Origin of the sequence: Methylomonas methanica (genome assembly GCF_001644035.1) — a bacterium.
Lineage (GTDB): Bacteria > Pseudomonadota > Gammaproteobacteria > Methylococcales > Methylomonadaceae > Methylomonas > Methylomonas methanica_A.
The window spans coordinates 1-26,496 of record NZ_LUUG01000123.1 but is presented as its reverse complement, the minus strand read 5'-3'; the positions used below and the strand labels follow the sequence as shown (position 1 = coordinate 26,496).

The 26,496-nt window shown below is 49.3% G+C and carries 25 protein-coding genes, 1 tRNA gene and 2 pseudogenes; 11 read left to right on the top strand and 17 right to left on the bottom strand.

Annotated elements, in window-relative coordinates:
- The 4 genes from A1332_RS22400 to lplT all read left to right on the top strand — a co-directional run.
- The coding region (locus tag A1332_RS22400; protein WP_197491536.1) for a putative Ig domain-containing protein at positions 1–1,348 on the top strand (1,348 nt) is incomplete at its 5' end.
- A gap of 68 nt (positions 1,349–1,416) precedes the next feature.
- Positions 1,417–2,031 carry a cohesin domain-containing protein gene (locus A1332_RS22395; protein WP_064010621.1) on the top strand — a complete coding sequence of 205 codons (615 nt, stop codon included), beginning with the start codon at positions 1,417–1,419 and terminating at the stop codon, positions 2,029–2,031.
- A 202-nt stretch (positions 2,032–2,233) separates the two neighbouring features.
- The gene (locus A1332_RS22390; protein WP_064010620.1) at positions 2,234–4,399 is read left to right on the top strand and encodes an AMP-binding protein; all 2,166 of its coding nucleotides are present in this window, start codon (positions 2,234–2,236) and stop codon (positions 4,397–4,399) included.
- Between the two features lie 35 nt (positions 4,400–4,434).
- A complete protein-coding gene (gene lplT / locus A1332_RS22385) occupies positions 4,435–5,610 on the top strand; it encodes a lysophospholipid transporter LplT (RefSeq protein WP_064010619.1) in 1,176 nt (391 codons plus the stop codon).
- On the opposite strand, the gene A1332_RS22380 is transcribed toward lplT, so the two are convergent.
- Positions 5,549–6,178 carry a TetR/AcrR family transcriptional regulator gene (locus A1332_RS22380; protein ID WP_064010618.1) on the bottom strand — a complete coding sequence of 210 codons (630 nt, stop codon included), beginning with the start codon at positions 6,176–6,178 and terminating at the stop codon, positions 5,549–5,551. The genes lplT and A1332_RS22380 overlap by 62 nt on opposite strands.
- A gap of 68 nt (positions 6,179–6,246) precedes the next feature.
- Here A1332_RS22380 and A1332_RS22375 point away from each other — a divergent pair, with 68 nt between their 5' ends.
- Positions 6,247–6,750: an NUDIX hydrolase gene (locus tag A1332_RS22375; protein WP_064010617.1), complete on the top strand. Its 504-nt coding sequence runs from the start codon at positions 6,247–6,249 to the stop codon at positions 6,748–6,750.
- Positions 6,751–6,819: 69 nt separating this feature from the next.
- Here A1332_RS22375 and A1332_RS22370 read toward each other — a convergent pair.
- Positions 6,820–6,896, bottom strand: a tRNA-Asp gene (locus tag A1332_RS22370).
- Between the two features lie 160 nt (positions 6,897–7,056).
- On the opposite strand from A1332_RS22370, the gene A1332_RS22365 reads away from it, so the two are divergent.
- On the top strand, positions 7,057–7,620 hold the full coding sequence (locus A1332_RS22365) for a class I SAM-dependent methyltransferase (protein WP_231890390.1): 564 nt from the start codon (positions 7,057–7,059) through the stop codon (positions 7,618–7,620).
- On the opposite strand, the gene dmeF is transcribed toward A1332_RS22365, so the two are convergent.
- Positions 7,583–8,620: a CDF family Co(II)/Ni(II) efflux transporter DmeF gene (dmeF, locus tag A1332_RS22360; RefSeq protein WP_231890389.1), complete on the bottom strand. Its 1,038-nt coding sequence runs from the start codon at positions 8,618–8,620 to the stop codon at positions 7,583–7,585. The genes A1332_RS22365 and dmeF overlap by 38 nt on opposite strands.
- Positions 8,621–8,744: 124 nt before the next feature.
- Between dmeF and xseA the strand changes: the two genes are divergently transcribed.
- From xseA to A1332_RS22345, 3 genes are all read left to right on the top strand, one after another.
- Positions 8,745–10,088, top strand: a complete 1,344-nt coding sequence (xseA, locus tag A1332_RS22355) for an exodeoxyribonuclease VII large subunit (protein ID WP_064010615.1) — start codon at positions 8,745–8,747, stop codon at positions 10,086–10,088.
- Positions 10,089–10,203: 115 nt separating this feature from the next.
- Complete coding sequence (locus A1332_RS22350; protein WP_064010614.1) at positions 10,204–10,608, top strand: bacteriohemerythrin; 405 nt, start codon at positions 10,204–10,206, stop codon at positions 10,606–10,608.
- A complete protein-coding gene (locus A1332_RS22345; RefSeq protein WP_064010613.1) occupies positions 10,605–11,177 on the top strand; it encodes an alpha-ketoglutarate-dependent dioxygenase AlkB family protein in 573 nt (190 codons plus the stop codon). Before A1332_RS22350 ends, A1332_RS22345 begins: the two co-directional genes overlap by 4 nt.
- 28 nt (positions 11,178–11,205) lie before the next feature.
- Here A1332_RS22345 and nqrM read toward each other — a convergent pair whose 3' ends face one another.
- The 8 genes from nqrM to A1332_RS22305 form a co-directional block, all read right to left on the bottom strand.
- Positions 11,206–11,394 (bottom strand): (Na+)-NQR maturation NqrM, encoded by a 189-nt coding sequence (gene nqrM, locus A1332_RS22340; protein WP_064010612.1) that lies wholly within the window; start codon positions 11,392–11,394, stop codon positions 11,206–11,208.
- An 87-nt stretch (positions 11,395–11,481) separates the two neighbouring features.
- Positions 11,482–12,702: an NADH:ubiquinone reductase (Na(+)-transporting) subunit F gene (gene nqrF, locus A1332_RS22335; RefSeq protein ID WP_064010611.1), complete on the bottom strand. Its 1,221-nt coding sequence runs from the start codon at positions 12,700–12,702 to the stop codon at positions 11,482–11,484.
- Positions 12,703–12,712: 10 nt separating this feature from the next.
- Positions 12,713–13,321, bottom strand: a complete 609-nt coding sequence (gene nqrE, locus A1332_RS22330) for an NADH:ubiquinone reductase (Na(+)-transporting) subunit E (RefSeq protein ID WP_064010610.1) — start codon at positions 13,319–13,321, stop codon at positions 12,713–12,715.
- The gene (locus A1332_RS22325) at positions 13,321–13,989 is read right to left on the bottom strand and encodes an NADH:ubiquinone reductase (Na(+)-transporting) subunit D (RefSeq protein ID WP_020481963.1); all 669 of its coding nucleotides are present in this window, start codon (positions 13,987–13,989) and stop codon (positions 13,321–13,323) included. Before A1332_RS22325 ends, nqrE begins: the two co-directional genes overlap by 1 nt.
- Positions 13,990–13,997: 8 nt before the next feature.
- The gene (locus A1332_RS22320; protein WP_064010609.1) at positions 13,998–14,861 is read right to left on the bottom strand and encodes a Na(+)-translocating NADH-quinone reductase subunit C; all 864 of its coding nucleotides are present in this window, start codon (positions 14,859–14,861) and stop codon (positions 13,998–14,000) included.
- Complete coding sequence (locus tag A1332_RS22315) at positions 14,854–16,053, bottom strand: NADH:ubiquinone reductase (Na(+)-transporting) subunit B (RefSeq protein WP_064010608.1); 1,200 nt, start codon at positions 16,051–16,053, stop codon at positions 14,854–14,856. The genes A1332_RS22320 and A1332_RS22315 overlap by 8 nt, the downstream gene beginning before the upstream one ends.
- Positions 16,053–17,399, bottom strand: coding sequence for a Na(+)-translocating NADH-quinone reductase subunit A (locus tag A1332_RS22310; protein WP_064010624.1), 1,347 nt, complete (start codon positions 17,397–17,399; stop codon positions 16,053–16,055). Before A1332_RS22310 ends, A1332_RS22315 begins: the two co-directional genes overlap by 1 nt.
- 186 nt (positions 17,400–17,585) lie before the next feature.
- A complete protein-coding gene (locus A1332_RS22305) occupies positions 17,586–18,314 on the bottom strand; it encodes a metallophosphoesterase (RefSeq protein WP_064010607.1) in 729 nt (242 codons plus the stop codon).
- Between the two features lie 102 nt (positions 18,315–18,416).
- Between A1332_RS22305 and ispG the strand changes: the two genes are divergently transcribed.
- Positions 18,417–19,637 carry a flavodoxin-dependent (E)-4-hydroxy-3-methylbut-2-enyl-diphosphate synthase gene (ispG, locus tag A1332_RS22300; protein WP_064010606.1) on the top strand — a complete coding sequence of 407 codons (1,221 nt, stop codon included), beginning with the start codon at positions 18,417–18,419 and terminating at the stop codon, positions 19,635–19,637.
- A gap of 60 nt (positions 19,638–19,697) precedes the next feature.
- Here ispG and A1332_RS22295 read toward each other — a convergent pair whose 3' ends face one another.
- The 3 genes from A1332_RS22295 to A1332_RS22285 all read right to left on the bottom strand — a co-directional run bounded on the left by A1332_RS22295 (position 19,698) and on the right by A1332_RS22285 (position 22,185).
- Positions 19,698–20,873 carry an NnrS family protein gene (locus A1332_RS22295; protein ID WP_064010605.1) on the bottom strand — a complete coding sequence of 392 codons (1,176 nt, stop codon included), beginning with the start codon at positions 20,871–20,873 and terminating at the stop codon, positions 19,698–19,700.
- Positions 20,866–21,660, bottom strand: coding sequence for a ferritin-like domain-containing protein (locus tag A1332_RS22290; RefSeq protein WP_231890388.1), 795 nt, complete (start codon positions 21,658–21,660; stop codon positions 20,866–20,868). Before A1332_RS22290 ends, A1332_RS22295 begins: the two co-directional genes overlap by 8 nt.
- Before the next feature lie 135 nt (positions 21,661–21,795).
- Positions 21,796–22,185 carry a lipocalin family protein gene (locus A1332_RS22285; protein ID WP_064010603.1) on the bottom strand — a complete coding sequence of 130 codons (390 nt, stop codon included), beginning with the start codon at positions 22,183–22,185 and terminating at the stop codon, positions 21,796–21,798.
- Between the two features lie 221 nt (positions 22,186–22,406).
- Between A1332_RS22285 and A1332_RS22280 the strand changes: the two genes are divergently transcribed.
- The gene (locus A1332_RS22280) at positions 22,407–23,117 is read left to right on the top strand and encodes a DUF6901 family protein (protein WP_064010602.1); all 711 of its coding nucleotides are present in this window, start codon (positions 22,407–22,409) and stop codon (positions 23,115–23,117) included.
- Positions 23,118–23,464: 347 nt separating this feature from the next.
- Here A1332_RS22280 and A1332_RS22275 read toward each other — a convergent pair whose 3' ends face one another.
- The 3 genes and pseudogenes from A1332_RS22275 to A1332_RS26180 form a co-directional block, all read right to left on the bottom strand.
- Positions 23,465–25,588 carry a sodium-translocating pyrophosphatase gene (locus tag A1332_RS22275; RefSeq protein ID WP_157204084.1) on the bottom strand — a complete coding sequence of 708 codons (2,124 nt, stop codon included), beginning with the start codon at positions 25,586–25,588 and terminating at the stop codon, positions 23,465–23,467.
- 243 nt (positions 25,589–25,831) lie between these two features.
- A pseudogene (locus A1332_RS26185) lies at positions 25,832–26,257 on the bottom strand (DUF3047 domain-containing protein).
- A 53-nt stretch (positions 26,258–26,310) separates the two neighbouring features.
- Positions 26,311–26,496 (bottom strand): annotated as a pseudogene (locus tag A1332_RS26180) (hypothetical protein); the annotation flags it as partial.

The window sequence follows — 26,496 nt, the reverse complement described above, 5'->3', positions numbered from 1 at the left end:
CAGATTTAGTTATAACTCCGTGATCAGCACTTACCCAGGTAATCACTATGGTTACGGAAAAATTCGTGAAGACCTTACCGACCCGGCGCATCCAAAAACGTTTGTTCGTTATGAACAACCGGTAGCCAGCGGCTTTCAAACTGGCTTCACTAATTTTTTACCGCCTAATAGCGCCCCGTCTTGCTATAACTTGGCTCAAAACGTTGGTTGCGAGCATTTTGGTGTGCATTTTGCTTACGGAAACACCAATCCCTACAGTGCAGTTAAGTACAACTGGCTAGTCAAAGACGCCAGCGGCAAAGTCGTTGTCGGTCCATCGCTACTTATCAGCACGCCCGTTTTTGATTTTACTCCCCCAATCGTCGGCATTCCTGCGCAAGTCGTTGCGACTATTCCCGCACCCGTCGTTCCGCAACCCGTGGTTAAAGAATTTGGCGAACCTAGCTGGGTTAAGGTCATCAAAACCAAAACGCATAAAACCCGGCCTTTGGCCTTGGGTGATCTGATTAGTGATGACCATGATGGCGACAATCTCCCTGACTGGACCAACGGCGAACCTGACGAAGTTGAGTCAGAATGGCATTTATTACAAACACGGAACGGCGCCAGCAGCAAGAAGACTGAGTTAACCGGCAAAGCCGAGGATATGGGCGAAAATGGTGACAAAGTCATTACCCGCCGCTATGAGTTTTATGCCTATGCGGGCCCCGCTGCCTCCATAGACGGTGAAAAAGGCGAAGCCATGTGTGACGCAGTCGGTGCGGACGGCGTCTCGGGATTAGACGTCGTGGACGTAACAGACGCTTTTGGCGAAACTCAAAGTTTTGATTGCAGCACAGTAGCCATCGTTGGTGAATATTTGGGTGCACAAATGACCGAGTTTTTAGCTGCCACACCGTTCAGCATGGTCGATGCGTTGCAAAACGGCAGTGTCAATGAGCTATTTCCGCAACGGCCTGTCGCTAACGGCGGTAATACACCCTACGTTGTAAACGTTACCACCGGTGCGTTACCTAACGGGTTGGCAATCGATTCGGACACCGGCTTGTTATCCGGTGTGCCATCAAAAGTCGGCGTGTTTAATTTTACAGTATCCGCAAGTGATACCGATGGGACTGCGGCTTCTAAAGCCTATACCGTAAAGGTAACCGGCCCTGGGGATACGGACGGCGATAACGACATAGATTTGCTCGATTTGAACAATATCAAAGCCAAATACGGTCAAGTTGTAATATCTGGAAATACTGCCGATTTGAATGGTGACCTAAGAGTGAATATCGCCGACTACAGAAAAGCCGCAACGCTATGCACCCTACCGAAATGTGCTTTGGTTACGCCTAAACCTTAATTCACATCGCACCTTTTAAGATGATGCCGGGAGCGACTAGCACCGGCATCACACTCCACGGAATCCATATGAACAAAAAATTATTTATCAAACTGATTTTACTGAGCATCACCGGCATATTCCATACGGCTGAAGCGACCACGCTAAGTGTTAAATTTCCAAATAATTCGAATATCTATACCACTACTGTAGGCTCGTTTTTTGACGCCAATATTTATGCCGATGGTTTACCGGACTTCGGTGGCTTCGATATCTATCTGACTTATAACAGCGCCAATTTGTCTGCCCAGTCGCTAAGCACCGCCACTGTTTTTGGAACGGACACAGATGCAAGCTTTATACAAAGCATTGCTCCTGGGTCGATACACTTTGCCGAGGCTATAGCCTATGACAGCCCTGCAACAGAGGGCTTAAATATCGCTGGTCCCACTTTACTGGGCACCGTTACATTCAAAGCGCTTATCGTTAGCGCGATTAATACTGCTTACTTAATCGATATCAGCGCTTCATCAGAAATTTATACTTTCAACGGCAAATCAATCGGCGGGACAGCGCAAGGCGGGAACGTTAAGGTCACTGCCATACCGGCAGCAGTGCCCTTGCCAGCCTCGATATTTTTGTTTGTTCCGGGTTTGTTAGCGGTATTTGGCGCTCGCAAAAGCATAAGAGAAATTGCGGCATAAGGGCTAAAGAAGTCTGCGCAATCTTTTATAGATAGTTTCCGATTGCGTTATAAACCCACAAAAGCCATCTCGGGAGAGATGGCTTTTTTTATTTGTGTTTTCGGAATGAAAAATTTTAATTGAACACGGTTTAATTTATGTTTATAGTGCCTTCCGGCAAATCGCAATCTGTCTGCTAATATGCGCTTACGGGAGGAATACTATGTTAAAAGTTGTTTTACGCTGGCTATTGACGCTAGTCTATCGAGTGAAGGTCCACGGACTGGAAAATTACGCTAAAGCCGGCAATCGCGTGTTGATCGTCGCCAATCACACCTCGTTTCTCGATCCATTGTTGTTGGGCGTGTTTTTGCCGGACGACATCACCTTTGCGATCAATACCCAAATCTCCGAACGCTGGTGGCTGAAACCGTTTTTGCGTTTATCAAAAGTGTTTCCGATGGACCCGACGCATCCTTTGTCTTTAAAGGCATTGATCCATCATTTGCAAAACGACACCAAAACCGTGATTTTTCCGGAAGGCCGCATCACCGTGACTGGTTCGTTGATGAAAATCTACGACGGCACCGGCATGGTGGCGGATAAATCCGGCGCAACCTTGCTGCCGATTCGCATCGAAGGCGCCGAATACAGCCGCTTTTCCAAGCTGGGCGGCGTGCGTCAACACTGGTTTCCGCGCATCGCCATTCATATCCAACCGCCAACCCTAATCGAGACTCACGGCGATGTGACCGGCAAAGCCCGCCGCAAACATAGCGGCCACATTCTGGCTGACATTATGACTGAAATGATGTTTGCCACCAGTCATTACCAACAAACCATCTTTTCAGCCTTGCTGGAAGCGCGCGCACTGCATGGCGGGCGCTATACTGTTGCGGAAGATCTGGAGCGCAAACCGCTAAGTTACGATGCGCTGATCACCCGCAGCATCATCGTAGGTAAGTTGATCAAAGCCATCACGCTAGCCGGCGAGAATGTCGGTGTGTTGCTGCCCAATAGTTGTAAGACACTGAACGTGGTGCTGGGCTTACAAATTTATCAACGGGTACCGGCGATGCTGAATTATTCGATAGGCGCCGCTGGAATGGCCGCCGCCTGCCGCACCGGGCAAATCAATATTGTGCTGACTTCACGCAAATTCATTGAGCTAGCAAAATTGGGAGATGAAGCCGCAACCTTGGCACAACACGTCAAACTAATTTACCTGGAAGACTTGGCGACATCGTTATCAAGTTTCGACAAAATAATCGGCTTGCTGCAGGCTAAAACCGCACGATTTTGGTACAAAAGCCACGACTACGATGCCGATGACGCGGCGGTGGTATTGTTTACATCGGGTTCGGAAGGCTTGCCGAAAGGCGTGGTGCTGTCCCATGCCAACATCCTCGCCAATCACAAGCAAATCAGATCTCGCATCGATTTCGGACCGGGAGACGTGGTGCTGAACTTTCTGCCGATGTTCCATTCTTTTGGCTTCACAGTCGGCACGATGATGCCGATTTTGAATGGCATGACCAGCTTCTTTTACCCCTCGCCGCTGCATTATGCCGTGAATCCGGAAATGGCTTACGAGGTGGGCGCAACCATCATGTTCGGCACCAATACCTTTCTGGCCGCTTATGCCAAAAAAGCCCACCCTTATGATTTTTTCTCCTTGCGTTACGTAGTCGCCGGTGCGGAAAAATTACAGGAATCCACCCGCACCACTTGGCTGGACAAATTCGGCATCCGTATTTTGGAAGGCTATGGCGCTACGGAAACCTCGCCGGTAACTTCGGTGAATACGCCGATGGACTACAAAGCCGGTAGCGTCGGTCGCTTCATGCCGGATATGCTGCACAAACTGGAGCCAGTGCCCGGTATCGAAAATGCCGGAAAATTGCATGTCGCCGGCCCGAATATCATGAAAGGCTATCTGTTGCCGGACAACCCCGGCGTATTAGTGCCGCCCTGCTCCGCTGCGTATGGCGAAGGCTGGTACGATACCGGGGACATCGTACATGTCGACGAAGAAGGCTTTATTCACATTCAGGGCCGCAGCAAACGCTTCGCGAAAATAGGCGGGGAAATGGTGTCGCTGACCGCCGTCGAGCAATTGGCCATTCACGCCTGGCCGGAAGCGCAACACGTAGTCGTCAGCCTGCCCGATCCGAAAAAAGGCGAACAACTCGTCCTGTTGACGACCCGCCGCGACGCCAACGCCAAACAGTTGGCCGAAGCCTCGACCGGTGTCGCCACCATCAATCTACCTAAAAAAGTGTTTGTCTTGGATAAGCTGCCGGTATTGGCGACCGGAAAAACCGATTATCCAGGAGCTACCGCGTTAGCTGCGCGCTTACTGGAAGGCGGCAACGTCGAGTCGGATTGAACGCGCTTTGCCTAACTTAACTACCTTTTAACGCCATGAGCAAACATATCTATCCCCTTCTAATCGCGCAATTCCTGTCCGCGTTCGCCGACAACGCCATTTTATTTACTGTCATCGCGATGGTGATGCAGGACGCGCATCCGGTCAGTTGGTACGTACCGGCTTTGCAAAGCGTGTTTTTGGTGGCATTCGTGGTCTTGGCGCCCTGGGTAGGCGGATTTGCCGACAGCCATGCTAAATCGCGGGTGTTGATTGTCGCCAATCTGATCAAAGCTTGCGGTGCCGGCTTATTGTTGTTTAAGGTCGAGCCGCTATTGGCGTATTGTGTGGTCGGTGTCGGCGCGGCCTTGTACAGTCCAGCCAAGTACGGTATTTTGCCGGAACTGGCGGGCCACGACGGCCTGGTCAAAGCCAATAGCTGGATAGAAGGCTCGACGATACTGGCAATATTGACCGGCATGGTGGTCGGCGCCAAGCTGGCCGACCATTCCACCACTTGGGCCTTGATTGCCACAATAGTCTTGTTTTTGATTTCGGCTGCAACCACCTTATTCTTGCCGATTGGTTTGCGTAAAGCGCCACCGTCCGGCTCGAAAATTAGGCTGTTCTACTTGGAAGTTAAAACTTTTCTGGCGATGCCGCGCTCACGGTTCGCGGTGCTGGGCGCGTCTTTATTTTGGGCGGCCGCGGCCAGCGTGCGGGTCATCATTATTGCCTGGGCGCCGCTGGTGTTAATGACGCATAACGCCAGCGATATTGCCAATCTGACGCTGTTTCTGGCTATCGGCATCATCGCCGGCTCGGTGCTGGTTCCGCGCTTGATTCCGCTGGAACATTTGCGTCGCGCCCGCATCCCGGCATATTTGATGAGTATCTTCATCATCGCCCTTAGTTTTACGGAGGCGGTTTGGCCGGCACGTTTTGTGTTGTTTTTAATGGGTATGGCCGGCGGCATGTTTATAGTGCCGATCAACGCGGCACTTCAGGACCTTGGTCAACAAAGCATAGGCAGCGGCGGCGCGGTAGCGATGCAGAATTTTTTCCAGAATGTGGCAATGTTATTGTCGGTCGGCGGCTATACCCTAGCTGCTGCCAAACATGTAACGCCAATTGCGGCGCTAATCGGCCTGGGTTTGCTGCTGCTGGCGGCTACTTTTCTGGTGGTTTGGCATTTACCTGAAGTGGAGCAAGCGCCTTCCAGCCTTGAATAAAGGTTTGCACTAACAAATCAACGCTTAGCTTGGATGCTTCAATATCGCTGACTTGCGGTTTGGCGGTTAGCGACAAAATACATATACCATGCACGCCGCTCCACAAGGTTCTGGCAGCCAGTCGGCTTTGCTCGGGCGAGCTGCCGGGCGTAAGCTGTATAAACAACACCTCGACAATGGCAAACATCTGCTCCACCTTTTGTAGATACCAGTCAGGCTGGGGCTCCTCGCTCTGGATATCGAAGATCATTCGCCAGCGATTGAAATGCTGGGCGGCAAAATTTAGATAGGTTTCCGCCAAGATCAGAATATTTTGCTCGACGCTGGCGGACGGTACACAGTGGAGCAATTGTTTAGCTAACTCGTCCAGTGTCCGTCCTTTAACGTGGGTCAGCAAATCATTCATATTGGCAAATACCATATAAATGCTGCCCACGGTATAGCCGATTTCCATCGCTATTTTTCGCACCGTCAGGGCGCTGTATCCGTCCTCTATGACGATGGTTTCTGCGGCGACCAACACCATTTCCTTAATTTGTTCCTGACTATGTTCGCTTCTTCTTGCCATATGTTCTCTGCGACATGCACTAAAAACAGCTACCATACACGACCTTGCCTCAGGAATCGATAGTTTACATGCACAACGAACTTCTCGATGTCGTCGATAAAGACGATGCCGTTATTGCCCAACAACCAAGATCGGTCATTCACGCCAACAGACTGCGCCATCGGGCTGTACATATTCTGGTTTTCAACGATGCAGGACAGTTATTTCTTCAAAAGCGCTCGATGAAAAAAGACTTGAACAAAGGTTTATGGGACACCTCGGCTGCCGGCCATGTCGACGCTGGCGAAAGCTATGCCAGTTGCGCGCCGCGTGAATTACAGGAAGAATTGGGCGTATCTGTCGAGAGTCTGGAAGCCTTATTCAAACTGGAGCCTAGCACCGATTTAGGTATGGAATTTATTCAGGTCTACCGCTGCCGGCATAACGGACCGTTTGAACTGGAGACTGATGAAATCGACGAAGGTTGCTGGGTGGATCAAGTTATCTTAGACGAGCGAGTAGCCGGTAATGATCCAACCTTGACGCTTACATTCAAAATTATCTGGCACCGGTTTAGGAATATCGCAAACTAAAATGTATGCAGATATTCATGATGAATGCCACTTCAACGATGCAATGAAAACGCGGGTAAAACAAGAAAGTGGCGGAGCGGACGGGGCTCGAACCCGCGACCCCCGGCGTGACAGGCCGGTATTCTAACCAACTGAACTACCGCTCCGCAGTAGAGAGCGGCGCATTCTACAGCATATCCCCGACGCGTCAAGCAAAAGCCCAAATTAATTATGCCGGCACTATCCTGCCCACTTTGTAGTAGCTCAAATTCCCGTCATTTTCACAGCGACTCAAAACGTGATTACAAACGTTGCCAGAATTGCTTATTGGTATATGTCGATTGCACACAGCATTTATCGCCAAGCCAGGAAAAGGCTATTTATGATCTGCATCAAAACGCCATCGACGATCCGGGCTACATTGAATTTCTATCGCGCTTGGCGACGCCTCTGCTGGAAAGATTGCCTAACAATTCTGAAGGCCTTGACTACGGCTGCGGCCCCGGCCCGGCACTCGCAAATCTCTTAAAAGCCCAAGGTCATCGAATAAGTGTCTACGACCCATTCTATGCGGACTTTCCTGAGCACCTACAACAAGCTTACGACTTTATCGTCTGCACCGAGGTGGTAGAGCATTTCCGTGCGCCAAAACGCGAATTCGACACACTATTCGCGTTATTGAAACCCGGCGGCTGGCTAGGCATTATGACTAAATTGGTCATTGATGCCGAAGCCTTTGCTAAATGGCATTACAAAAACGATCAGACCCACATTGCTTTTTTCTCCCGGCCAACATTTCATTGGTTAGCGGCGCATTATCACTGCCAAATTGAATTCATCGGCAACGACGCGATTATTCTGCAACGCAATCCTGACCATTACAACGGTTGACCTCCACTGTAATGTGGTCGAGTTGCGCGAATTTGACCAACAGCGTCTTGTAATAACTGGGCGATTTTGGCTGTTGCGTGACCAAAACTACGATTGCCGCATAATGATTCGCACTAACGGGCCAGACATGCAGATCGCTGACACGGCATTCGCCGTCTTCCTCCAGCACGGCTTGTATGGCATGGGTATATTTAGGATTCATGGTTTGGTCCAACAATACCGGGCTGGTTTCTTTGATTAAACCGTAAGCCCAAACCAGAATCACTGCCGCGCCGACGAAACCCATCACCGTGTCCAGCCACACCCAGCCGTAATATTTGCCGGCAACCAAAGCGACGATGGCTAATACCGAAGTTAACGCATCGGCCATTACATGTAGATACGCAGCCCGTAGATTGTGATCCTGATGATGGGGACGATGATCGTGCTCATTGTCATCGTGCTCGTCATGGTCATGGTCATGGTCATGGTCATGGTGAGAATTATGCCCGTGTCCATGGTGATGATCGTGATGGTCTCGTAATAACAGCGCGCTTAACAGATTGATCAACAAACCCACTTGCGCTACTAAAATCGCCTCGTCAAAGCGAATGATTTCCGGCATCAGCAGCCTTTGCACCGAGTCGGCAATCATCACCAAGGCTACCATCGCCAGGGCTATAGAACTGGCAAATCCGCCCAACACGCCAACTTTGGCGGGACTAAACGCGAAGGTTTGGTCATACTGGTGGATACGGCTGTAACGATAGGCGAAGATTGCAATCATAAAAGCCACCACATGTGTGGCCATGTGCCAACCGTCTGCCAGCAGAGCCATCGAATGAAACTGCATGCCGGCGACGATTTCCACAATCATCGTCGCAAACGTCAGAAGCAACACCCATTTGGTACGCCGCTCGCCTTTGCGATTGATCCGCGCGAAATCGTGCGAATGTTGCCAGTTACTTAATTGATGTTCATGCATCCGTAGTTCCTTGTTCTCCAAAGCCGAAACGTTCATTCAAGCACCATTCTAGCGCAGCTTACCCGGAAACACTTCCGCAAAGTAAAAGCGTCTGTTATTTGCGGCAAACCGCCGTAAAATACGATTTTCAACCTATTCGCCCTTCACTCTCAAGCATTCGATGAGTAATTCCGAACACATCTTCAGCGTATCCCAGCTAAACCGCGAAGCCAAACGTTTGCTGGCCGGCCACTTCTTGACCGTACAGGTACAAGGCGAGATTTCCAATCTCAGCCTACCCTCCTCCGGCCATTACTACTTTACGTTGAAAGATGCGCAAGCCCAGATCCGCTGCGCCATGTTCAAAAGCCAACAGCAACGGCTGCGTTTCAAACCAGCCAACGGCAACCTAGTTGTCGCCACCGCGCAAGTCAGTTTGTACGAACCGCGCGGCGACTATCAGTTGGTGGTGGAACAATTGGAAGAAGCCGGCGACGGCGCGTTGCGAGTGGCTTACGAACGCCTGAAACAGAAACTATTGCAGGAAGGCTTGTTCGAGCAAAACCGCAAGAAACCAATACCGCAATTGCCGAAGCAAATCGGTGTCATCACCTCGGCCAGCGGCGCGGCAATTCACGACATCCTCAGCGTATTGAAAAGGCGCTTCCCGGCCATCCCGGTGTTGATCTATCCAGTAGCAGTGCAAGGCGACAGCGCCAAATTTGAAATAAGCGCCGCGCTGGACACTGCAAATAAACAAGACTTGGTGGATGTAATCATTCTGGCGCGCGGCGGCGGCTCGCTGGAAGATTTGTGGGCCTTTAACGAAGAAATCGTGGCCCGGGCGGTAGCAGCCAGCCAAATTCCGGTGATTTCCGCAGTCGGCCACGAAGTAGATTTCAGCATCGCCGATTTCGTCGCGGATTTGCGCGCACCGACGCCATCTGCTGCTGCCGAGCATGCAGTGCCGGATCAATCCGCTTGGCTGAACCGCTTTAGCGACATCGAGCGCCAATTGACTCGGCAAATTGAAGGCAAATTGCAACGCCAGCAACTGCGTTTGACCTGGCTGAACAAAGCCCTGCAAACCCAGCATCCGGGCGAAAAATTGCAGCGCAATGCCCAGCGCTTGGACGAATTGGAACAACGCTTGAATCGTGCGTTACAAGGCGATTTGCAATTGCGCCGCCAGCGACTGGCGCTGAACGAGCATCGTCTGAACAGTCACCAACCGATGGCTGCAATTCACGGCTATCGGCAGCAGCTTGATTACTTCCAGCAACGTTTAAGCCGTTCCATGCAAATTAAACTAACGACGTTGAGAAGCCGGCAACACGCGGCGGCACAAACCTTACACGCAGTTAGTCCTCTGGCAACGCTGGAGCGGGGTTATGCTATTGTGCAACGACGCGACAGCTCGCAGCTAATCAAGTCGGTTAAACAGTTAGCCAAGCGAGAGCTGATCGATACTCGATTAGCTGATGGTCGTCTCGTTAGCGAAGTTAAAGAGGTAATCCCTGATTAAAGATTTAACAACCACTAGCGATTAACGAACGCTCTTCCCTCTAGTTTATAGCTGGCAATTGTCAGGCACAAAACATGCTTGATTGAAGTAGTTTAAGGATCACACGAGTGTTTATATGACAATATTTGAAACGACCATTCCTCTGAGTGTTGGCGACGAGCTTATCGATACCGATCACGGCGTATTTATTGATCTGGTAAATCAATTGGATAAAGCCAATAACACCGACTTCCCTGGGTTATTTCAGCGATTATATGAGCACACAGAGGAACATTTTGAACGTGAAAACCAGTTAATGGCGCAATGCGGATTTCCGGCGGAAACTGAACATAAAGGCGAACATCAACGGGTTTTGGGCGAATTCAAACAGTTTAAAACCCGCATCGACAAAGGGCTAATCCCCTTTGGCCGTGCTTTTGTAAAAGAGCGTCTGCCGCAGTGGTTTTTGCTGCACGTTACAACGATGGACAGTGCGTTGTCCGCGCATATAAAAATTCAGCAGGAGTTGCCTGGCGAATGACAGCCAACAAGGAACTTAAGGTAATCGAACATTTTTACGACGCGGCCGAAAGTGAAGGTATCTATCGGCGTTTGCTGCAAGAACAGAATTGGCCCGACAATTGTTACAGCGTTGCCGGTCGGGCGTTTACGTTACCTCGGCTGCAAACCTGGCACGCCGACCCGGGCATAAGTTATAGCTACAGCAATAATCTGTTACAAACTCGGCCGTGGACGCCATTACTCACGGATATTCGGCAAAAAGTCGAACACTGCTTAAACTTTTCGTTTAATTCCGTTTTGGTGAACTTATATCGAAACGGCGAGGATTATGTGGGTTGGCATGCGGATAACGAGGCGGAGTTGGGAGAACAACCCTTTATCGCGTCATTGACCTTGGGAGCAACCCGACAATTTGCATTTCGGCATAAAAAAACCGCGGAAAGCGGCGGTATCTTACTCACTAGTGGAACATTATTGATTATGCAGCCCGATTTCCAACATCACTGGCTGCATAGTATTCCTATTTATCCTAAGCTGACTCAAGGACGTATAAACTTAACCTTTCGGAAAGTTATCGCCCCCAAATAGCTTGGTTTATTTCTTTGGGCAACACGTGTTAATGTTGCTCCAATGCTTGAGCTTGCTCAGCTTCAAATTTCTTTCTTTTGTCGCATTTCTCACTGCAGACGCAGTTACCGGTGCCGCCGCAAGACCCTTTGATAGCATTCCGACCGAAAACCACACCGACCGCCATTACGGCAACAACGATCAACATAAATAAAAAAGTCACTAAAAAATAACCCATTTTTTTCTCCTGTTTTTCTAATCGTTGAAACGAAAAAAGGAGCGATTCGTAAATCGCTCCCCGTTTTTCGCGTCAGATTAATATAAATTAACCGCCGAAATCATCCAGCATGATATTTTCAGGATCAACGCCATTAGCCAGCAGCATGTTGATGACTGAAGAGTTCATGATTGGCGGTCCGCACATGTAGTATTCACAGTCTTCAGGGTTCGGGTGATTCTTGATGAACTCCTCGAACAAAACGTTGTGAATAAAGCCGGTGTAACCTTTCCAGTTATCTTCAGGCAAGGCATCCGACAATGCCACATGCCATTCGAAATTATCATTTTCTTTGGCCAGCATATCGAAATCTTCAACGTAAAACATTTCGCGTTTGCTACGCGCGCCATACCAGAAAGTCATTTTACGCTTGGATTTCAGTCTGCGTAATTGATCAAAGATATGTGAACGCATCGGCGCCATACCGGCACCGCCACCGATAAAGACCATTTCCGCATCGGTTTCTTTGGCAAAGAACTCGCCGTAAGGACCGGAAACGAACACTTTATCACCTGGTTTCAGATTGAAGATAAAGGAAGACATGATACCCGGCGGGATCCCATCCGGCGCTCCTGGAGGCGGCGTGGCAATCCTGACGTTCAGCATAATTTCCTTTTCTTCAGGATAGGATGCCATGGAGTAAGCACGCAAGGTTGGTTCTTTTACATCCGACACATAGCGCCACAGATTGAATTTATCCCAATCAGGACGGTATTCCTCGGCAACATCCATATCCGCATATTTAGAAACATGTGGCGGACATTCGATTTGTATATAACCGCCGGCACGGTAGTTGATAGCTTCGCCTTCCGGCAATTCCAACACCAACTCTTTAATGAAAGTAGCCACGTTGTCGTTGGACTTAACCGTGCATTCCCATTTTTTAACACCGAATACGCTGTCTTCGACTTCGATGTCCATGTTTTGTTTGATGGACACTTGGCAAGCCAGACGTTCGCCGTGCGCCGCTTCGCGCTTGGTGATATGCGATTGCTCGGTCGGCAGAATATCGCCGCCACCGCTATGCACTTTTACTTTACATTGACCGCAAGTGCCGCCGCCGCCGCAAGCGGAGGAGACAAACAGTTGGTTATCCGCCAATGCTGTTAACAACTTAGAACCAACCGGTACACGGATTTTCTTCTCATGATTGATCAGAATTTCCACATCCCCGGAGGCCACCAATTTACTCTTGGCGCCGATGATTAAAAACACCAGCGCTATCACGATGACCGTGAAGAAAATAACACCTAATGCAATTTCCAGCATTACGATACCCTTATAATTGAATTCCAGAGAAAGCCATAAAGCCCAGAGACATCAAGCCGGCAGTGATAAAAGTGATGCCCAGACCTTGCAATGCAGCAGGAATATCGCTGTATTTCAATTTCTCACGCACACCGGCCATGACGGTAATCGCCAAAGCCCAACCAAAACCACTCCCTATACCGTATACCACGCTTTCGCCGAAATTGTAGTCGCGTTCGATCATGAACAAACTTCCTGCCAGGATCGCACAGTTCACGGTAATCAGCGGCAAAAAGATACCCAAGGCTTGATACAGAGCCGGAAAGAATTTGTCCAAAATCATTTCCAGAATCTGTACGATCGCAGCAATCATACCGATACAGCTCAACAAGCTTAAAAAGCTTAAATCAACGCCGGTAACTCCAATCCAAGCCAGTGCATCTTCCTTCAACAAGGTTTGATAGATGAACTGATTCGCAGGCACCGTCAGGGTTTGCACCACCATTACCGCGATACCCAAACCCATTGCAGTAGAAATCTTCTTGGAAACCGCCAAGAAGGTACACATGCCCAGGAAGAATGACAGCGCCAAGTTTTCAATGAAAACCGCTTTAACAAATAGACTGATATAGGCTTCCATTAGTGGTGCCCTCCTTCACCGTGAGCAATCGACATGATTTTGAACTCATTGTGTTCAACCTGTTTCGGTTTCCAGGTACGGAAACCCCAGATGATCAAGCCAATGATGAAAAACGCGCTAGGCGGCAGTAACATCATGCCGTTAGGCACATACCAACCACCGTCTTTGACTAGCGGCAATACATCGAAGCCAAGCAGTTTGCCTGAACCCAAAGTTTCTCTGAACAGAGCCACTATGACCAGAATCAAGCTGTAACCCAGACCGTTACCGATACCATCTACAAAGCTTTGCAGTGGTGGGTTTTTCATAGCATAGGCTTCAGCACGCCCCATGACGATACAGTTGGTGATAATCAACCCAACAAATACCGACAACTTCTTGCTGACATCAAACGCAAAGGCCTTAAGCAACTGATCGACCACAATAACCAGCGAAGCAATGATGATCATCTGCACGATAATCCGAATGCTGCTCGGTATATGCTCGCGCACCGCACTGATCGCAGCGCTTGAACAGGCAGTCACCGAGGTCAAAGCCAAAGCCATAATCAGTGAGGTAGACATTTGCGAAGTTACCGCCAGCGCGGAACACACACCAAGCACCTGCAAGGTGATTGGGTTGTTATCGACCAACGGTTCGAATAATACTTTTTTAGTTTCTTTATCCATAATAAGTCCTAACCGTTTTTTCTAATTTTGTTTAGATAGGTGGCAAAACCTTCGGTACCCATCCAGTATTGGATCAAATTACTGACACCACGACTGGTCAAGGTTGCGCCAGCCAAGCCATCAACTTTGTAAACAGAATCCGGGCGACTGGAATCGACACCACCTTTAACTAAAGTCAAAGCCACTTCGCCTTTGTCGGAATAGACTTTTTTGCCTTTCCACAACGCACGCCAGTTAGGATTGACTACCTCACCACCCAAGCCAGGGGTTTCACCTTGGTCATACAGGTTGATGCTTTGTACAGTTTGCGCATCAGCTTCCAACGCCAAAAAACCATACATGGTAGACCACAGACCGTAGCCGTTGATCGGTAGAATGATGGATTGCAACTGATCGCCGTTTTTAACCAAAAACACTTTGGTGTATTTGGCTTTTTGACGGATGCTGGCAATATCTTTTTCGACCGGAATCAATTCGTTCTGGGCAGGATCTTTGGCAGCCTTACGTTGGTCATATTCGTCGACATTGATATTGTCTACGTAATCGCCTGTTCTAAGGTCGACAATCTTGCTTTCAATTCTTTCCGCAAAGGCTTGGTCGATATCAGTACCCTCTTCCAACAAACCGGCCACATCAAGAATATTTTTCTTCATGTCCAAGGCTTTGTTGTAGCCTTGCAAAGGCCGTAAAGCCACTGTTGCGATAGATACCAGTACAGCGCAAACCAAACATAAGGCCAAAGCCACATTAACGGTCTTTTCCAGGCTGTCGTTGCTTAAAGCCAGGATTCTGTCGGCGTAAACTCTGAACTGTTCGTAGTACTTGCAGAGTTGCTCGTTGTACTTACAGGTTTTTTTCTCGGCATTAAGCATGGCGTTTGATCCTTCTTCTAATATTTGCTTGAACAACAAAGTAATCAATCAATGGTGCAAACATGTTTGAGAAAAGAATTGCAAGCATCACACCTTCAGGGAAAGCCGGGTTAATAACCCGAATGATGATAATCATCACGCCGATCATGCAGCCATAAATCCAGCGACCGGTGTCGGTCACAGCGGCAGAGACAGGATCGGTTGCCATAAACACTGTACCGAACGCAAAACCGCCAACGACCATGTGCCAGTACCAAGGCATCGCAAACATTGGGTTGGTTGTGCTACCAACGATGTTCAACAATGTGGACATAACGATCATACCGATCAGTACGCCAGCCATGATGCGATAAGAAGCCACACGCGTGTACAGCAAAAATGCCGCACCCAGCATACAGGCCAAGGTCGATGTTTCGCCCATTGAGCCAGGGATGAATCCTAAGAAGGCTTGGAACCAACTGAAACTCGCTTGAATCGCCTCCACACCGCCTGCAGAAGCCAGAGACAAAGCAGTAGCTCCACTATAACCATCCACGGCAACCCACACCGCATCGCCTGAAATGGAAGCAGGATAAGCGAAGAACAGGAACGCACGACCAGTAAGCGCAGGGTTCAGGAAGTTTTTGCCGGTACCTCCAAACACTTCTTTACCCAATACGATACCGAACGAAATGCCCAACGCGACTTGCCACAGTGGGATATCGGGCGGCAGGATCAAGGTATACAACATTGACGATACCAAGAAACCTTCGTTGACTTCGTGTTTACGTACAGTTGCGAACAACACTTCCCAGACACCACCCACCGCTAAGGTAGTGATATAAACCGGGAAGAAATACAACATACCGTGCATCAGGCAGGATATCGGGTTGTAGGGGTTGTAACCCAACAAATCCATGAAAATGCTACGCCAGTTGTTGATAGTCTCAACACCCATCGTTTGCATTGCTAAATTGGCTTGGTACCCCGTATTGTAAAAAGCCATCAAAATACAAAAAGCGGTGGCGATGACCACAAAGGTCATGGTCCGCTTCAGGTCATTACCATCACGAACATGGGTTTTGCCGCGCGTTACATCGGACGGTGTGTAGATGAAAGTATCCACCATCTCGTAGAGACCGTAATACTTCTCAAACTTGCCGCCCTTTGTAAAATGCGGCTCTATGCTATCTAAAATATCTCTAGCCGACATTATCCTTCCTTCTCGATTTTAGTTAAATTAGCTCTGAGCACAGGCGCGAAGTCGTGTTTACCTGGATCGACAAAGGTGAACAAAGACACGTCTTCTTCACTCAATTCCAGGCAGCCAAGAGACTGTGCAGTATCGGTATCGCCGACTACAATCGCTTTCAACAAAGGTGTAGCCAAAATATCCAAAGGCATGACGGACTCATAGACGCCTACCGGCACGATGGCCCGATTGCTGCCATTCTTGTCGGTGGTCAACGGGAACAGACGATTGTCTTTGCGATCTTTGCTGGACACGTAAACATTCAAGGCCGAGTATTTGTCTTTACCGGGAACGATCCAACCGAAAAACTCGCGATCACGACCTTCTTTGATAGCAGAAACCTGCAAACTGTAGACACTCAAAAATGCCGCCGATCCGGTAGCCTCGTGGCCATACAAAACAGAACCCGAAATCACGCGATTTTCGACATCCTGCAATTCACCGGCGACTAAATCCTCCAGGTTCACGCCCACTCTTGTGCGCACCAATCTAGGGTTTTTTACCGTAGGGCCAGCCAAAGAAACGACGCGTTCTACATTCAACTTACCGGTGGTAAACAATGCGCCGATAGCAATAACCGCTTGGTAATCGATATGCCAGACAAATTTATGGATATTGACCGGATCAATGAAATGAATGTGGGTGCTTGGCAATCCGGCAGGATGCGGGCCGGAAAACTCGGCTACCTGAACGGCTTGATTAACAACCACATCTGTACCGGTGGCTTTGCAAAGATAGGTTTTACCGGATGTCAACTTGGAAATCACAGTCAAGCCATTAGCAAAGTCGGCAGCGCGTTCCTTTATAATGACAGCGGGATCCGCCGCAAGCGGACGAGTATCTATTGCCGTGACAAAAATTGAACTAGGAGCGGTATCGACAGCAGGAATTTTGCCGTAAGGACGAGTCAGAAACGAAGTCCACAATCCCGATGCCAGCAAATTTTCCTTGACCTGCTCTTGAGTCAAATTGCCTAGCTCGGCTTCGCCGTATTTGGCGAAAGACTCTTGCTGATTACCTTGCAATTCAATGACCACAGACAACAAAGCACGCTTGTCGCCGCGGTTAATGGCTTTAACCACGCCCGCGCCGGGCGAGGTGAAGTTGACGCCAGGATTTTTTTTGTCGGAAAAAAGCGCCTGTCCTAATTTGACCTTATCTCCTTCGGCAACCATCATTTTCGGCTTCAGATCAATATAATCGGCACCCAATAGGGCGACCGATTTGACGCTGTTACCATCGCTTATCTTTTGTTCGGGTCCGCCCGTTATAGGCAAATCCAAACCTTTCTTTATATTAAATTGCATAGTTAATACGCCTGCTCCCCAGACTAGTTGCAGCAAAAAGCCCATTCGGAAACACTGCTCCCAAAGGGCACTTCAAGACAAAACATGTTCATTACATCACAAGTTATCGGCTTTCTCAACGGAAAATCCCAAGGTTTGTAGCCCTGGAAGCCGCGCGATAACGCCCGACTTAAGTGGAAATACTGCTCAAATATCAACCACTTTATCTATATCAAAACCGCTGACATACTTGCGCCCGACATACCCCCGGGTGTTGCTTAAAATGCGGGCATCCGCAATCCGGTAATCGCCCAAATTGTGTACATGACCGTGAAACCAGGCGGCTATTTCATACTCGTGAAACAAAGGTTTCAGGTCATTGCAATACGCCAGCTTTTTAAGCACGTTGGGCGAATCGATCCAACTCCATTCGGTGGGCGCATGGTGCGTAACCACAATAGTCCTGCCGGCAAAGGGTGTGGCAAGTTGTTGCTCCAGCCAGGATTTAGACTCCCGGTGTAGTTCGGCAAAGTGTTTGGGTTCGAAAGATTGGCCTGCAAACGACACCTTACGAAAGTCATTCAAGGTTTTTCCCAGCGCTTCGGCTTTTTCAGCGCCCTCGATAAATAAATTCGTCCACAAGGTGCAACCTAAAAAACGCACACCCTGGAAGATAAACTGATCTTTTTCTAAAAACTGAATTTGACTGCCCGCGCATTCATTGCGCAACATACTGAGGGTCTGTTGATACTCGTAACCATAAAACTCGTGGTTACCGGCCACGTATATTACGGGCTTGCCGATAGACTTCAACCATTCGACGCCTTGTTTGAAAATCCCGATATCGCCCGCCGCCACGACAATATCCGCGTCAGTTTCCGGCAAACTCTGCTCGCCGAATTCTAAATGCACATCAGAAAAGTAATTTATCCGCACAATTTGCTCTTTCGTCCTGTAGCTATGGAGGTATAATTTATATCCTAAGTGAAATACTTGGTATTTTTCAGATAACTTTGATTTTTCGTATATAACAATTCTATGTCGATAAGCCCCAGAAAACACACCCAACAGGTTTTGGTAGGAAACGTAAAAGTCGGCGGCGGTGCTCCGATTGTAGTTCAATCCATGACCAACACCGACACAGCTGATGTTGCAGGAAGCGTTCAACAGATCATGGAATTATCGACAGCTGGCTCCGAACTGGTTCGCATCACCGTCAATACTGAGGAAGCGGCGAAAGCAGTCCCTGAAATCGTCAACCAGCTTGAGCAAAAAGGCTTTTCAGTGCCGATTATCGGCGACTTTCATTTTAACGGCCACAAGTTGCTGGAAAAATATCCGGATTGCGCACAAGCGCTCTCTAAATACCGCATCAACCCCGGCAACGTCGGCAAAGGCAAGGCTCGCGACCCGCAATTCCAGCAAATGATCGAATTTGCCTGCAAATACAATAAGCCGGTGCGGATCGGCGTCAACGGCGGTAGTCTGGATCAAGCGGTTCTGACTCGTCTGCTGGACGAAAATCGCCTGCTGGCCAACCCCAAGGAATTGCCGGCTATTACCCGCGAAGCTATTGTCTTGTCCGCGCTGGAAAGCGCCGCTAAAGCTGAAGAGATTGGTTTAGGTAAAGACAAAATCATCCTGTCTTGCAAAATCAGCAACGTGCAGGAATTGATCAGCATTTACGAGGACCTGTCTAACCGGTGCGATTATGCGCTGCATCTAGGTTTGACGGAAGCCGGCATGGGTTCGAAAGGCATCGTTGCGTCTTCTGCCGCATTGGGTGTATTGATGCAACAAGGCATCGGCGATACGATTAGGATTTCACTGACACCTGAACCGGGCGCTGCCAGGACCAAGGAAGTGATCGTTGGTCAGGAAATTCTGCAAACCATGGGCTTCCGTTCGTTCACACCGATGGTTATCGCATGTCCCGGTTGCGGCCGCACCACCAGCGACTACTTCCAAAGACTGGCGCAAGACATTCAAGCATATTTACGCGACCAAATGCCGGTCTGGAAAGACAAGTACAAAGGCGTGGAAACCATGGAAGTCGCGGTCATGGGCTGCGTGGTCAATGGTCCCGGTGAAAGCAAAAACGCCAACATCGGCATCAGTTTGCCGGGTAGCGGCGAATCACCGGTAGCACCGGTATTTGAAGACGGCGTAAAAACCGTGACCTTAAAAGGCGACAATATCGCCGGCGAGTTCCAGGAATTGGTCGAGCGCTACATCCAATCTCACTACAGCGCGCAATAAAAAGCGTTACCCACAAAAAAGGCGGCGATCAAGCCGCCTTTTTTATTACCGTAAACGCTTTTAACCGGCCTGGCCATCCAGTCTCGACGTTGTCAATATCGGTGCGTAATAAAACGCGAACAGCGAAAATGCCGCCAACCAGCAATAAGTCGAAACCATCACCAAACCGCCGTACCAAGCCGGCAAGATGGCGGGAAACAGCACCCGAAACAATGCGGCCAGATTAATCAGCACAAACGCCAGCGCCATTACATTCGACGTTTTTAATGCTCTGCCGGTATGGCCTAAGGCGACGCGCGCCATCATACCCAAGGTTAAAATGCCGATACCGCCCACGGTAAAAGCATGTAAAGCCAAAGATTGCGGTACCAGGCCAAAAGCCGCCAAGGACACCAAACCAAAGCCAAGAATCAACCAGCCGTAGCCGACGTATAAAACCCACAGCAGAGGCACAAACCAAATCCGCGGATTGTACCAAGCAGCCACCCGCACAATATTGATCACAATCGCCGCTACCGCAGCGATAGCTAACAAGGCGCCGGAGATATTCAGCATCAATAGTGCAAATACCGCCAGACTCACTACTACAGCGGCGATATCCAGCGCGGGATTGCGAATACAAATGACACCGGACAAACCGCGTTCGGTGAAAAACGGAAACACCCGGCCGGCTATGACCAAAATCATCGCGACGATGACGGTAACCACCAAAATCAGACCGAGCGCGGCGCTATCGGCCATAAAACCCAACACTTGGGCATGGATCAAGCCATTGCCCAAGGCCAATAACAGCAATAACGCGATAAACACCAGATTCCTGTAATTCGCGGTTTTCAAAATCGGTTTGCTAATGAAATAGGCCAAGGCTGGTAGAAAGACGAAATCGACGGCACCGATCAACACATCAGGCAATAATTCCGAATAAAACGGCAAAACCCTGCCATAAATCCACAGAAAGCAAAGCGACGCCAACTGATCCGGCGTAACCGTTTGCAAGCCGGTCCAGTTTCTCACCGCAGTGAGCAAAAAGCCGGCAATCACCGCCGTCGTGTAACCAAGCAACATTTCATGAGCGTGCCAAGTGCTGCCGCTGAAATAGTTATCGATATGCAATGAACCGCTCGACATCGAATTCCACAGCGCAATCAAAGCCAGAGCCGATAAACCCGCCAGCGCGAAGAAAGCCCTAAAACCCATCGCAAACAGTGGATAATCAAAAACCGGTTTGTTATTCATGCAAACGCTCCTCCAGCCAATCGATTTCGTTATTCGAGAAGCCGGCGATTATACGCACTTCTCGGTTAAAGGGGCCTTTGGGTTTGCCCTTGAAATAATTCAGAATCAAGTCCTTGAAGCAATGTTCGGGTTCTAAACCGCGCTGGCTGGCCAAGGTATTGAACCAATAGGAACCACGTTCCACATGCCCGACTTCGTCGTTATAAATCCGCGTTAAAATTGCCACTCCAGGCTGATCGTCGATGGCAGCGAGCTTATCCATCATGGCTGGCGTGACGTCCAGACCGCGCGCCTCCATACAACGTGGCACGATCGCCAATCGCGCCAAAATATCGTCTGAGGTGTCCTCGGCGTGCGACCACAGCCCGCGGTGCGCGGGCAAATCGCCGTAATCGAACCCCAAGCCAAGCAAATGCTTGCGGATCAACTCGAAATGCTGGGCCTCTTCGTCGGCAATGGTCAGCCAATCCCGATAAAAATCGTCAGGCAAACCGCGAAATCGGTAAACGATATCCCAAGCCAAATAAATTGCCACAAACTCGATATGCGCCAGCGCGTGAAAAAATGCTGCCTTGCCTTCGTTGGAATCCAAGCGACGCTTGGGCATATCGCGCGGCATCAATAATGTCGGCCTGCTCGGGAATACCGTATGACTGATCGGCAATACATCTCCTGCTGCCTGCAAAGACAGCAGGCCGTCATCTAACAACTGCCTGGCTCGATGGGTTAAAACAAGTTTTTGCTCAATATCGCTATCAAATAAACAGCGCTCCGCAAAATCAGACAAACACTGCGTCTGCTCCGCCAAAATCAAAGTTCCTGTTCTCACATTAAACCGGTAAGCACATCCCGTCCGAGAGCAAAGCGCGTCAAATAAATGGATTAAACCTATCTACCACGCTCTCGGGATTGGCCGATATTCTTACTTTTTAGACATAAAGAAATAAACGGTCTGACACTTTAAAACCATATTGTTGCCGGCTTTTTCGATAGCCTCACAGGTTTCCATCTTTGAACGACCCGGCGCGGCCTGTTTGACAATTTTGCCGCCTTCAACGGAATAATTCAGCACCGCGCGCATTTGGTCAATTCTGGCATGCGAATCGTTTTCATGGGTCATACCCTCGATCGTGCCGTCTTCTTTAAACGTCCAGGTGGTATTGGAGCTGCGCGCTTTGCTGCCATCGCTGGTGTTCGATTCTTTGTCGATTTGCCATGTACCCAGAAGATCGGCTTTGGTCAGCTGTACTTCCGCTACGGCATTAAAAGATAAAAGCAGCAAAGCAATAGCGGGGAGTTTGATAAATTGCATGGTAAAGCCTTATGGGATTATGTTTTTAGAGCCGCCGATTGTAACATGGAGCCGGAGGCAGCCCCTTTTAGTTGAATGCCGCAGCTATACTCAAGCCAAACTCGCCGTATTAATGTGCCTTGCCAGTCGATTGCGGCGCCCCTACAATCGCCCAACAACACGGTTTAGCAGCACTAAACCCACCCGTCGCGACACGCCCATCAATTGTTTGCCGAGATTATATGTCCGAAGACATCCTACATTTCACCTACCGCCTGAGTGCGGAAGATTACGACAGCACGGATTTCCTGATAGAAGTTGACAAACAAAGCATGACGCTGATTTCCGCCGCACCACCGCCCTATCCTTTTTGGACGGAGCTTACGTATCAACAATGCCGCAATTGCCCGCTAAATCCGGAACAGGTTCCGCATTGTCCTGTCGCGATTAATTTGGTGTCGCTGTTGGATTTATGCGGTCACTTGGTGTCCCACAAGCAAATGACCGTAGAGGTAATTACCGACCGGAGAACCATACGCGCCGATACCACAGCGCAACATGTCGCCAGTTCTATTCTCGGCCTGATCATGGCCACCAGCCCATGTCCGCATACCGAATTTTTAAAACCGATGGCCCGCTTTCATTTACCGCTGGCCGATCAAACTGAAACGATATACCGGGTAACGACCATGTTCCTGCTGGCACAGTATTTTCGCCAAAAAGACAAGCTGCCCTATTCGCTGGAACTGGATGAATTGCTCGCGCTTTATCAAAATTTACAAGTTATCAACCTGCATTTAAGCCAACGATTAAAAACGGCTATTAGCGAAGACGCAGCGGTAAACGGCGTGATTTTGCTGGACTTATTGTCAAAGTCGGTTTCTTGGTCAATAGAAGACGGTCTTGAGGAAATTCATCATTTATTCGATGGATACCGCAAACCTTTCCAATAGTCCAGCCTCAGGCCGGAGCGATTTAGCCGGGTGGGTCTCTCACCCACTGATAAAGCGCCGCCTTCGCACGGCGCACGCCATTACCTGCCGGTCGAGGTCACTATCCAATTTCAACTATATAAGGGATCCTGTACCCAATTGAGCGTCCGGTTTTCGGTGGGCAAATTGACCTTATCCCTGCCTCGCTCGTGCCAAAATCCACTCACCTTACTCAAGCCAAATTAAAGTGTTGATTGGTAGAAGCCAAAACAAACGACTGCTACCTTAATGAGTTTTAAACATTAAGTGGAAAAGCAAATATAGAACTTCGTCTTCCCCTTGGTGACGCAGCATACTAAACGGCTAGTTTAAAAACTAAACCAGCCCGAACCGAATGCCGTCGCAAATACCAAACTGACAATACTCATCAGTTTTATGAGAATATTTAAGGCCGGACCGCTGGTGTCTTTGAAAGGGTCACCTACCGTGTCGCCAACGACAGCGGCCTTGTGCGCATCCGAACCTTTGCCGCCGCTTTCCCCGGTTTCAATCCATTTCTTGGCGTTATCCCAGGCACCTCCGGCATTGGCCATCATCACGGCTAACAGAAAACCCGATGCGGTGGTACCAATCAACATACCCGCGAGTGCTTCCTTGCCGAGGATAAACCCGGTCAAAAGTGGCACGACAACAGCCAACATGCCGGGAAAAATCATCTCTCGCAACGCCCCTTCGGTGCTGATATCAACACAGGTTGCGTAATCGGGCAACGCCGTACCTTCCATCAGACCGGGAATTTCATGGAATTGACGACGCACTTCCATGACGATGGCGTAGGCTGCTTTACTGACAGCCGTCATAGTTAAAGCCGAAAAAAGATATGGCATCATGGCACCTATTAAAATGCCGGGTAGCATGGTGGGATTGAGCAGATCCAGGTTTTCAATCTTGGCTGCACTCACATAGGCTGCCACCAAAGCCAAAGCCGTTAAAACTGCTGAACCGATAGCAAAGCCTTTACCAGTCGCTGCCGTGGTGTTTCCCAAACTATCCAAAGCATCGGTACGATGCCTGACTTCCGGCGGTAAATGAGCCATCTCCGCAATCCCGCCCGCGTTATCCGCCACCGGGCCATAAGCGTCGGTGGCCAGAGTTACGCCAAGGGTACTCAACATACCCACGCCGGCCAGCGCTACTGCATACAAGCCGGCGGCAATCGAGCCATCCGCCTTAATCCCCAGCCAGATACTCACCAAAATGGCCACCGCGACAATTAGCACCGGAAACACGGTACTCATCATGCCTACCGATAGCCCTTGAATGATGGTGGTTGCAGCACCAGTTTCGCAGGCTTTGGCAATGGATTGCGTGGGTTTTTCAGTGTAAGAGGTGTAATGCTCCGTGGCGTAGGCGATGGCATTACCGGCCACCAAGCCCACCAGAATCACCAGCCAGTAGTTGAAATGTACCCCTGAAATTATGACGGTTACTAAGGTCAACATCAAAACCAGCGCCGAAGCCGCCCAGACCGAATGGCGTAAGGCATCCAGTAGGTCTTGCAGACTGGCGTCTTCATTAATATCGGCGACTTGGCTATTCAGCAGGGCGAGTGCTTTATCCACAAAACCAGTACCGGCAGCCAAGTTGGGATCTTTGTCGGCGACGATTACGTATATACCAAACAACGAGGAAATCACCCCGACGGCGGCAATCAAAAACGGTAAGGCGATAAACGCGCCGGCGGCATCACCGCCAAAAGCGGCTCCCAAGGTGGCGGCCGCGATAATCGACCCGCTATAACTTTCAAATAAATCCGCGCCCATGCCTGCCACGTCACCGACATTGTCGCCGACGTTATCGGCGATGACTGCCGGATTCCGCGGATCATCTTCCGGTATGCCTTTTTCAATTTTCCCCACCAAATCAGCGCCAACATCAGCAGCCTTGGTAAAAATGCCGCCACCCACCCTGGCAAACAAGGCAATACTGCTAGCCCCAAAACCAAATCCGGTAATGTAAATCAAGCAATTAGGGTCATTACTGAATAGCAAATATAAACTGGTCATGCCCAGCAAGCTGAAGCTGATCACCGACATGCCCATGATGGCGCCGCTAGCGAACGCCACCTGCAAACCTAAGTGCAATCCAGTTCGAGCAGCTTCTGTGGTGCGCACGTTGGCACGCACAGCCACGTACATCCCCAGATAACCGGCACCGGCTGAGGCAACTGCACCCACCACAAACGACACAGCAGTTTGCCATTGCAGGAAAATTACAATCACTGTGGTCACAACTGCAACAAACACAGACAGAATGCGATATTCCCGGTTTAGAAACGCTGCCGCGCCGTCTTGAATCGCAGAACTGATGCGTCGCATGACTTCATTGCCCTGCTCACAAGCAAGTACTCTGCGTAACTGCCAGATCACGTAGACTATGCCAACTAACGCCAAAATTAATGCAAAAACAATAGCTATCGATGCGTGTGCCACTATAAATCCTCTCGCTAGATTGATCGGGTGATTGTCGATTCTATGCCAACGTGGCCCGGATAGCGAAAATGGATTCGAATTGGCGACAGAAAACCTGGCGCGCCCATCGTTCTCTGTTTAATGTTTAGGCAGCATTTCTAAAAAACACCTTGCTAACAAATGCTTCAATCAATATAGCGCGAGGAGTGTTCTTGATCAGTATGCGATAGTTCGTCAATCAAAGTACTGAGGGAACCTTGACAATCAATTAAGCCAGGTGATGCATAAGTTTGGATACTGAGAAATAGAGGAGACTGCCTCGAATTGAACAAATCGCGGTCTGTCCTTTGAGAACCAAGAGGGTGTAAGAATTTTTGTGTAAACGGTCATCAAGGCTACGGCATCGATGTAGCGAATATCTTCCCCAAACAATCTATGCCGATCAGTTCGAACATTGCGTTTTTCAGTCTGCCAGGCATTAAGTGTGGCTTCTGGGCCACGCAACGCTAGCATCATGAGCTGTTCCCCTGCAAATGCATTGGGCCAACTAGTTTCCTGTAGGGTATTACTTGCCCAAACATAATTTATCGCCTTGGTCTGCCAAAAATGCCAATCCCCCTAATATAATCGGGCAGCATAATCGTCACCCGATTTGCTTTGTTCACTAAGCCCTTTAAGGTGATTGGCAATGCGCCAGGACCAATTGAGAAACGGTGTTTTTTTTCTAGATCAACATGTTGTTCTTAAAACATGCCAGAGGCAGAGGCTTGGCTATGGGCTTTCAATATAGTTAGATCGCCCATAGTCTCTAGCTGGTATTGAGTTTCACCTTTGGAGCATTGCTTCTCCCAGCCATCGAGTTGATTGCGACTGAATTCACCGAGTTGCAGAGTGGACTCGGCAACGGTGGGAGAAATAGTCAAATCTGG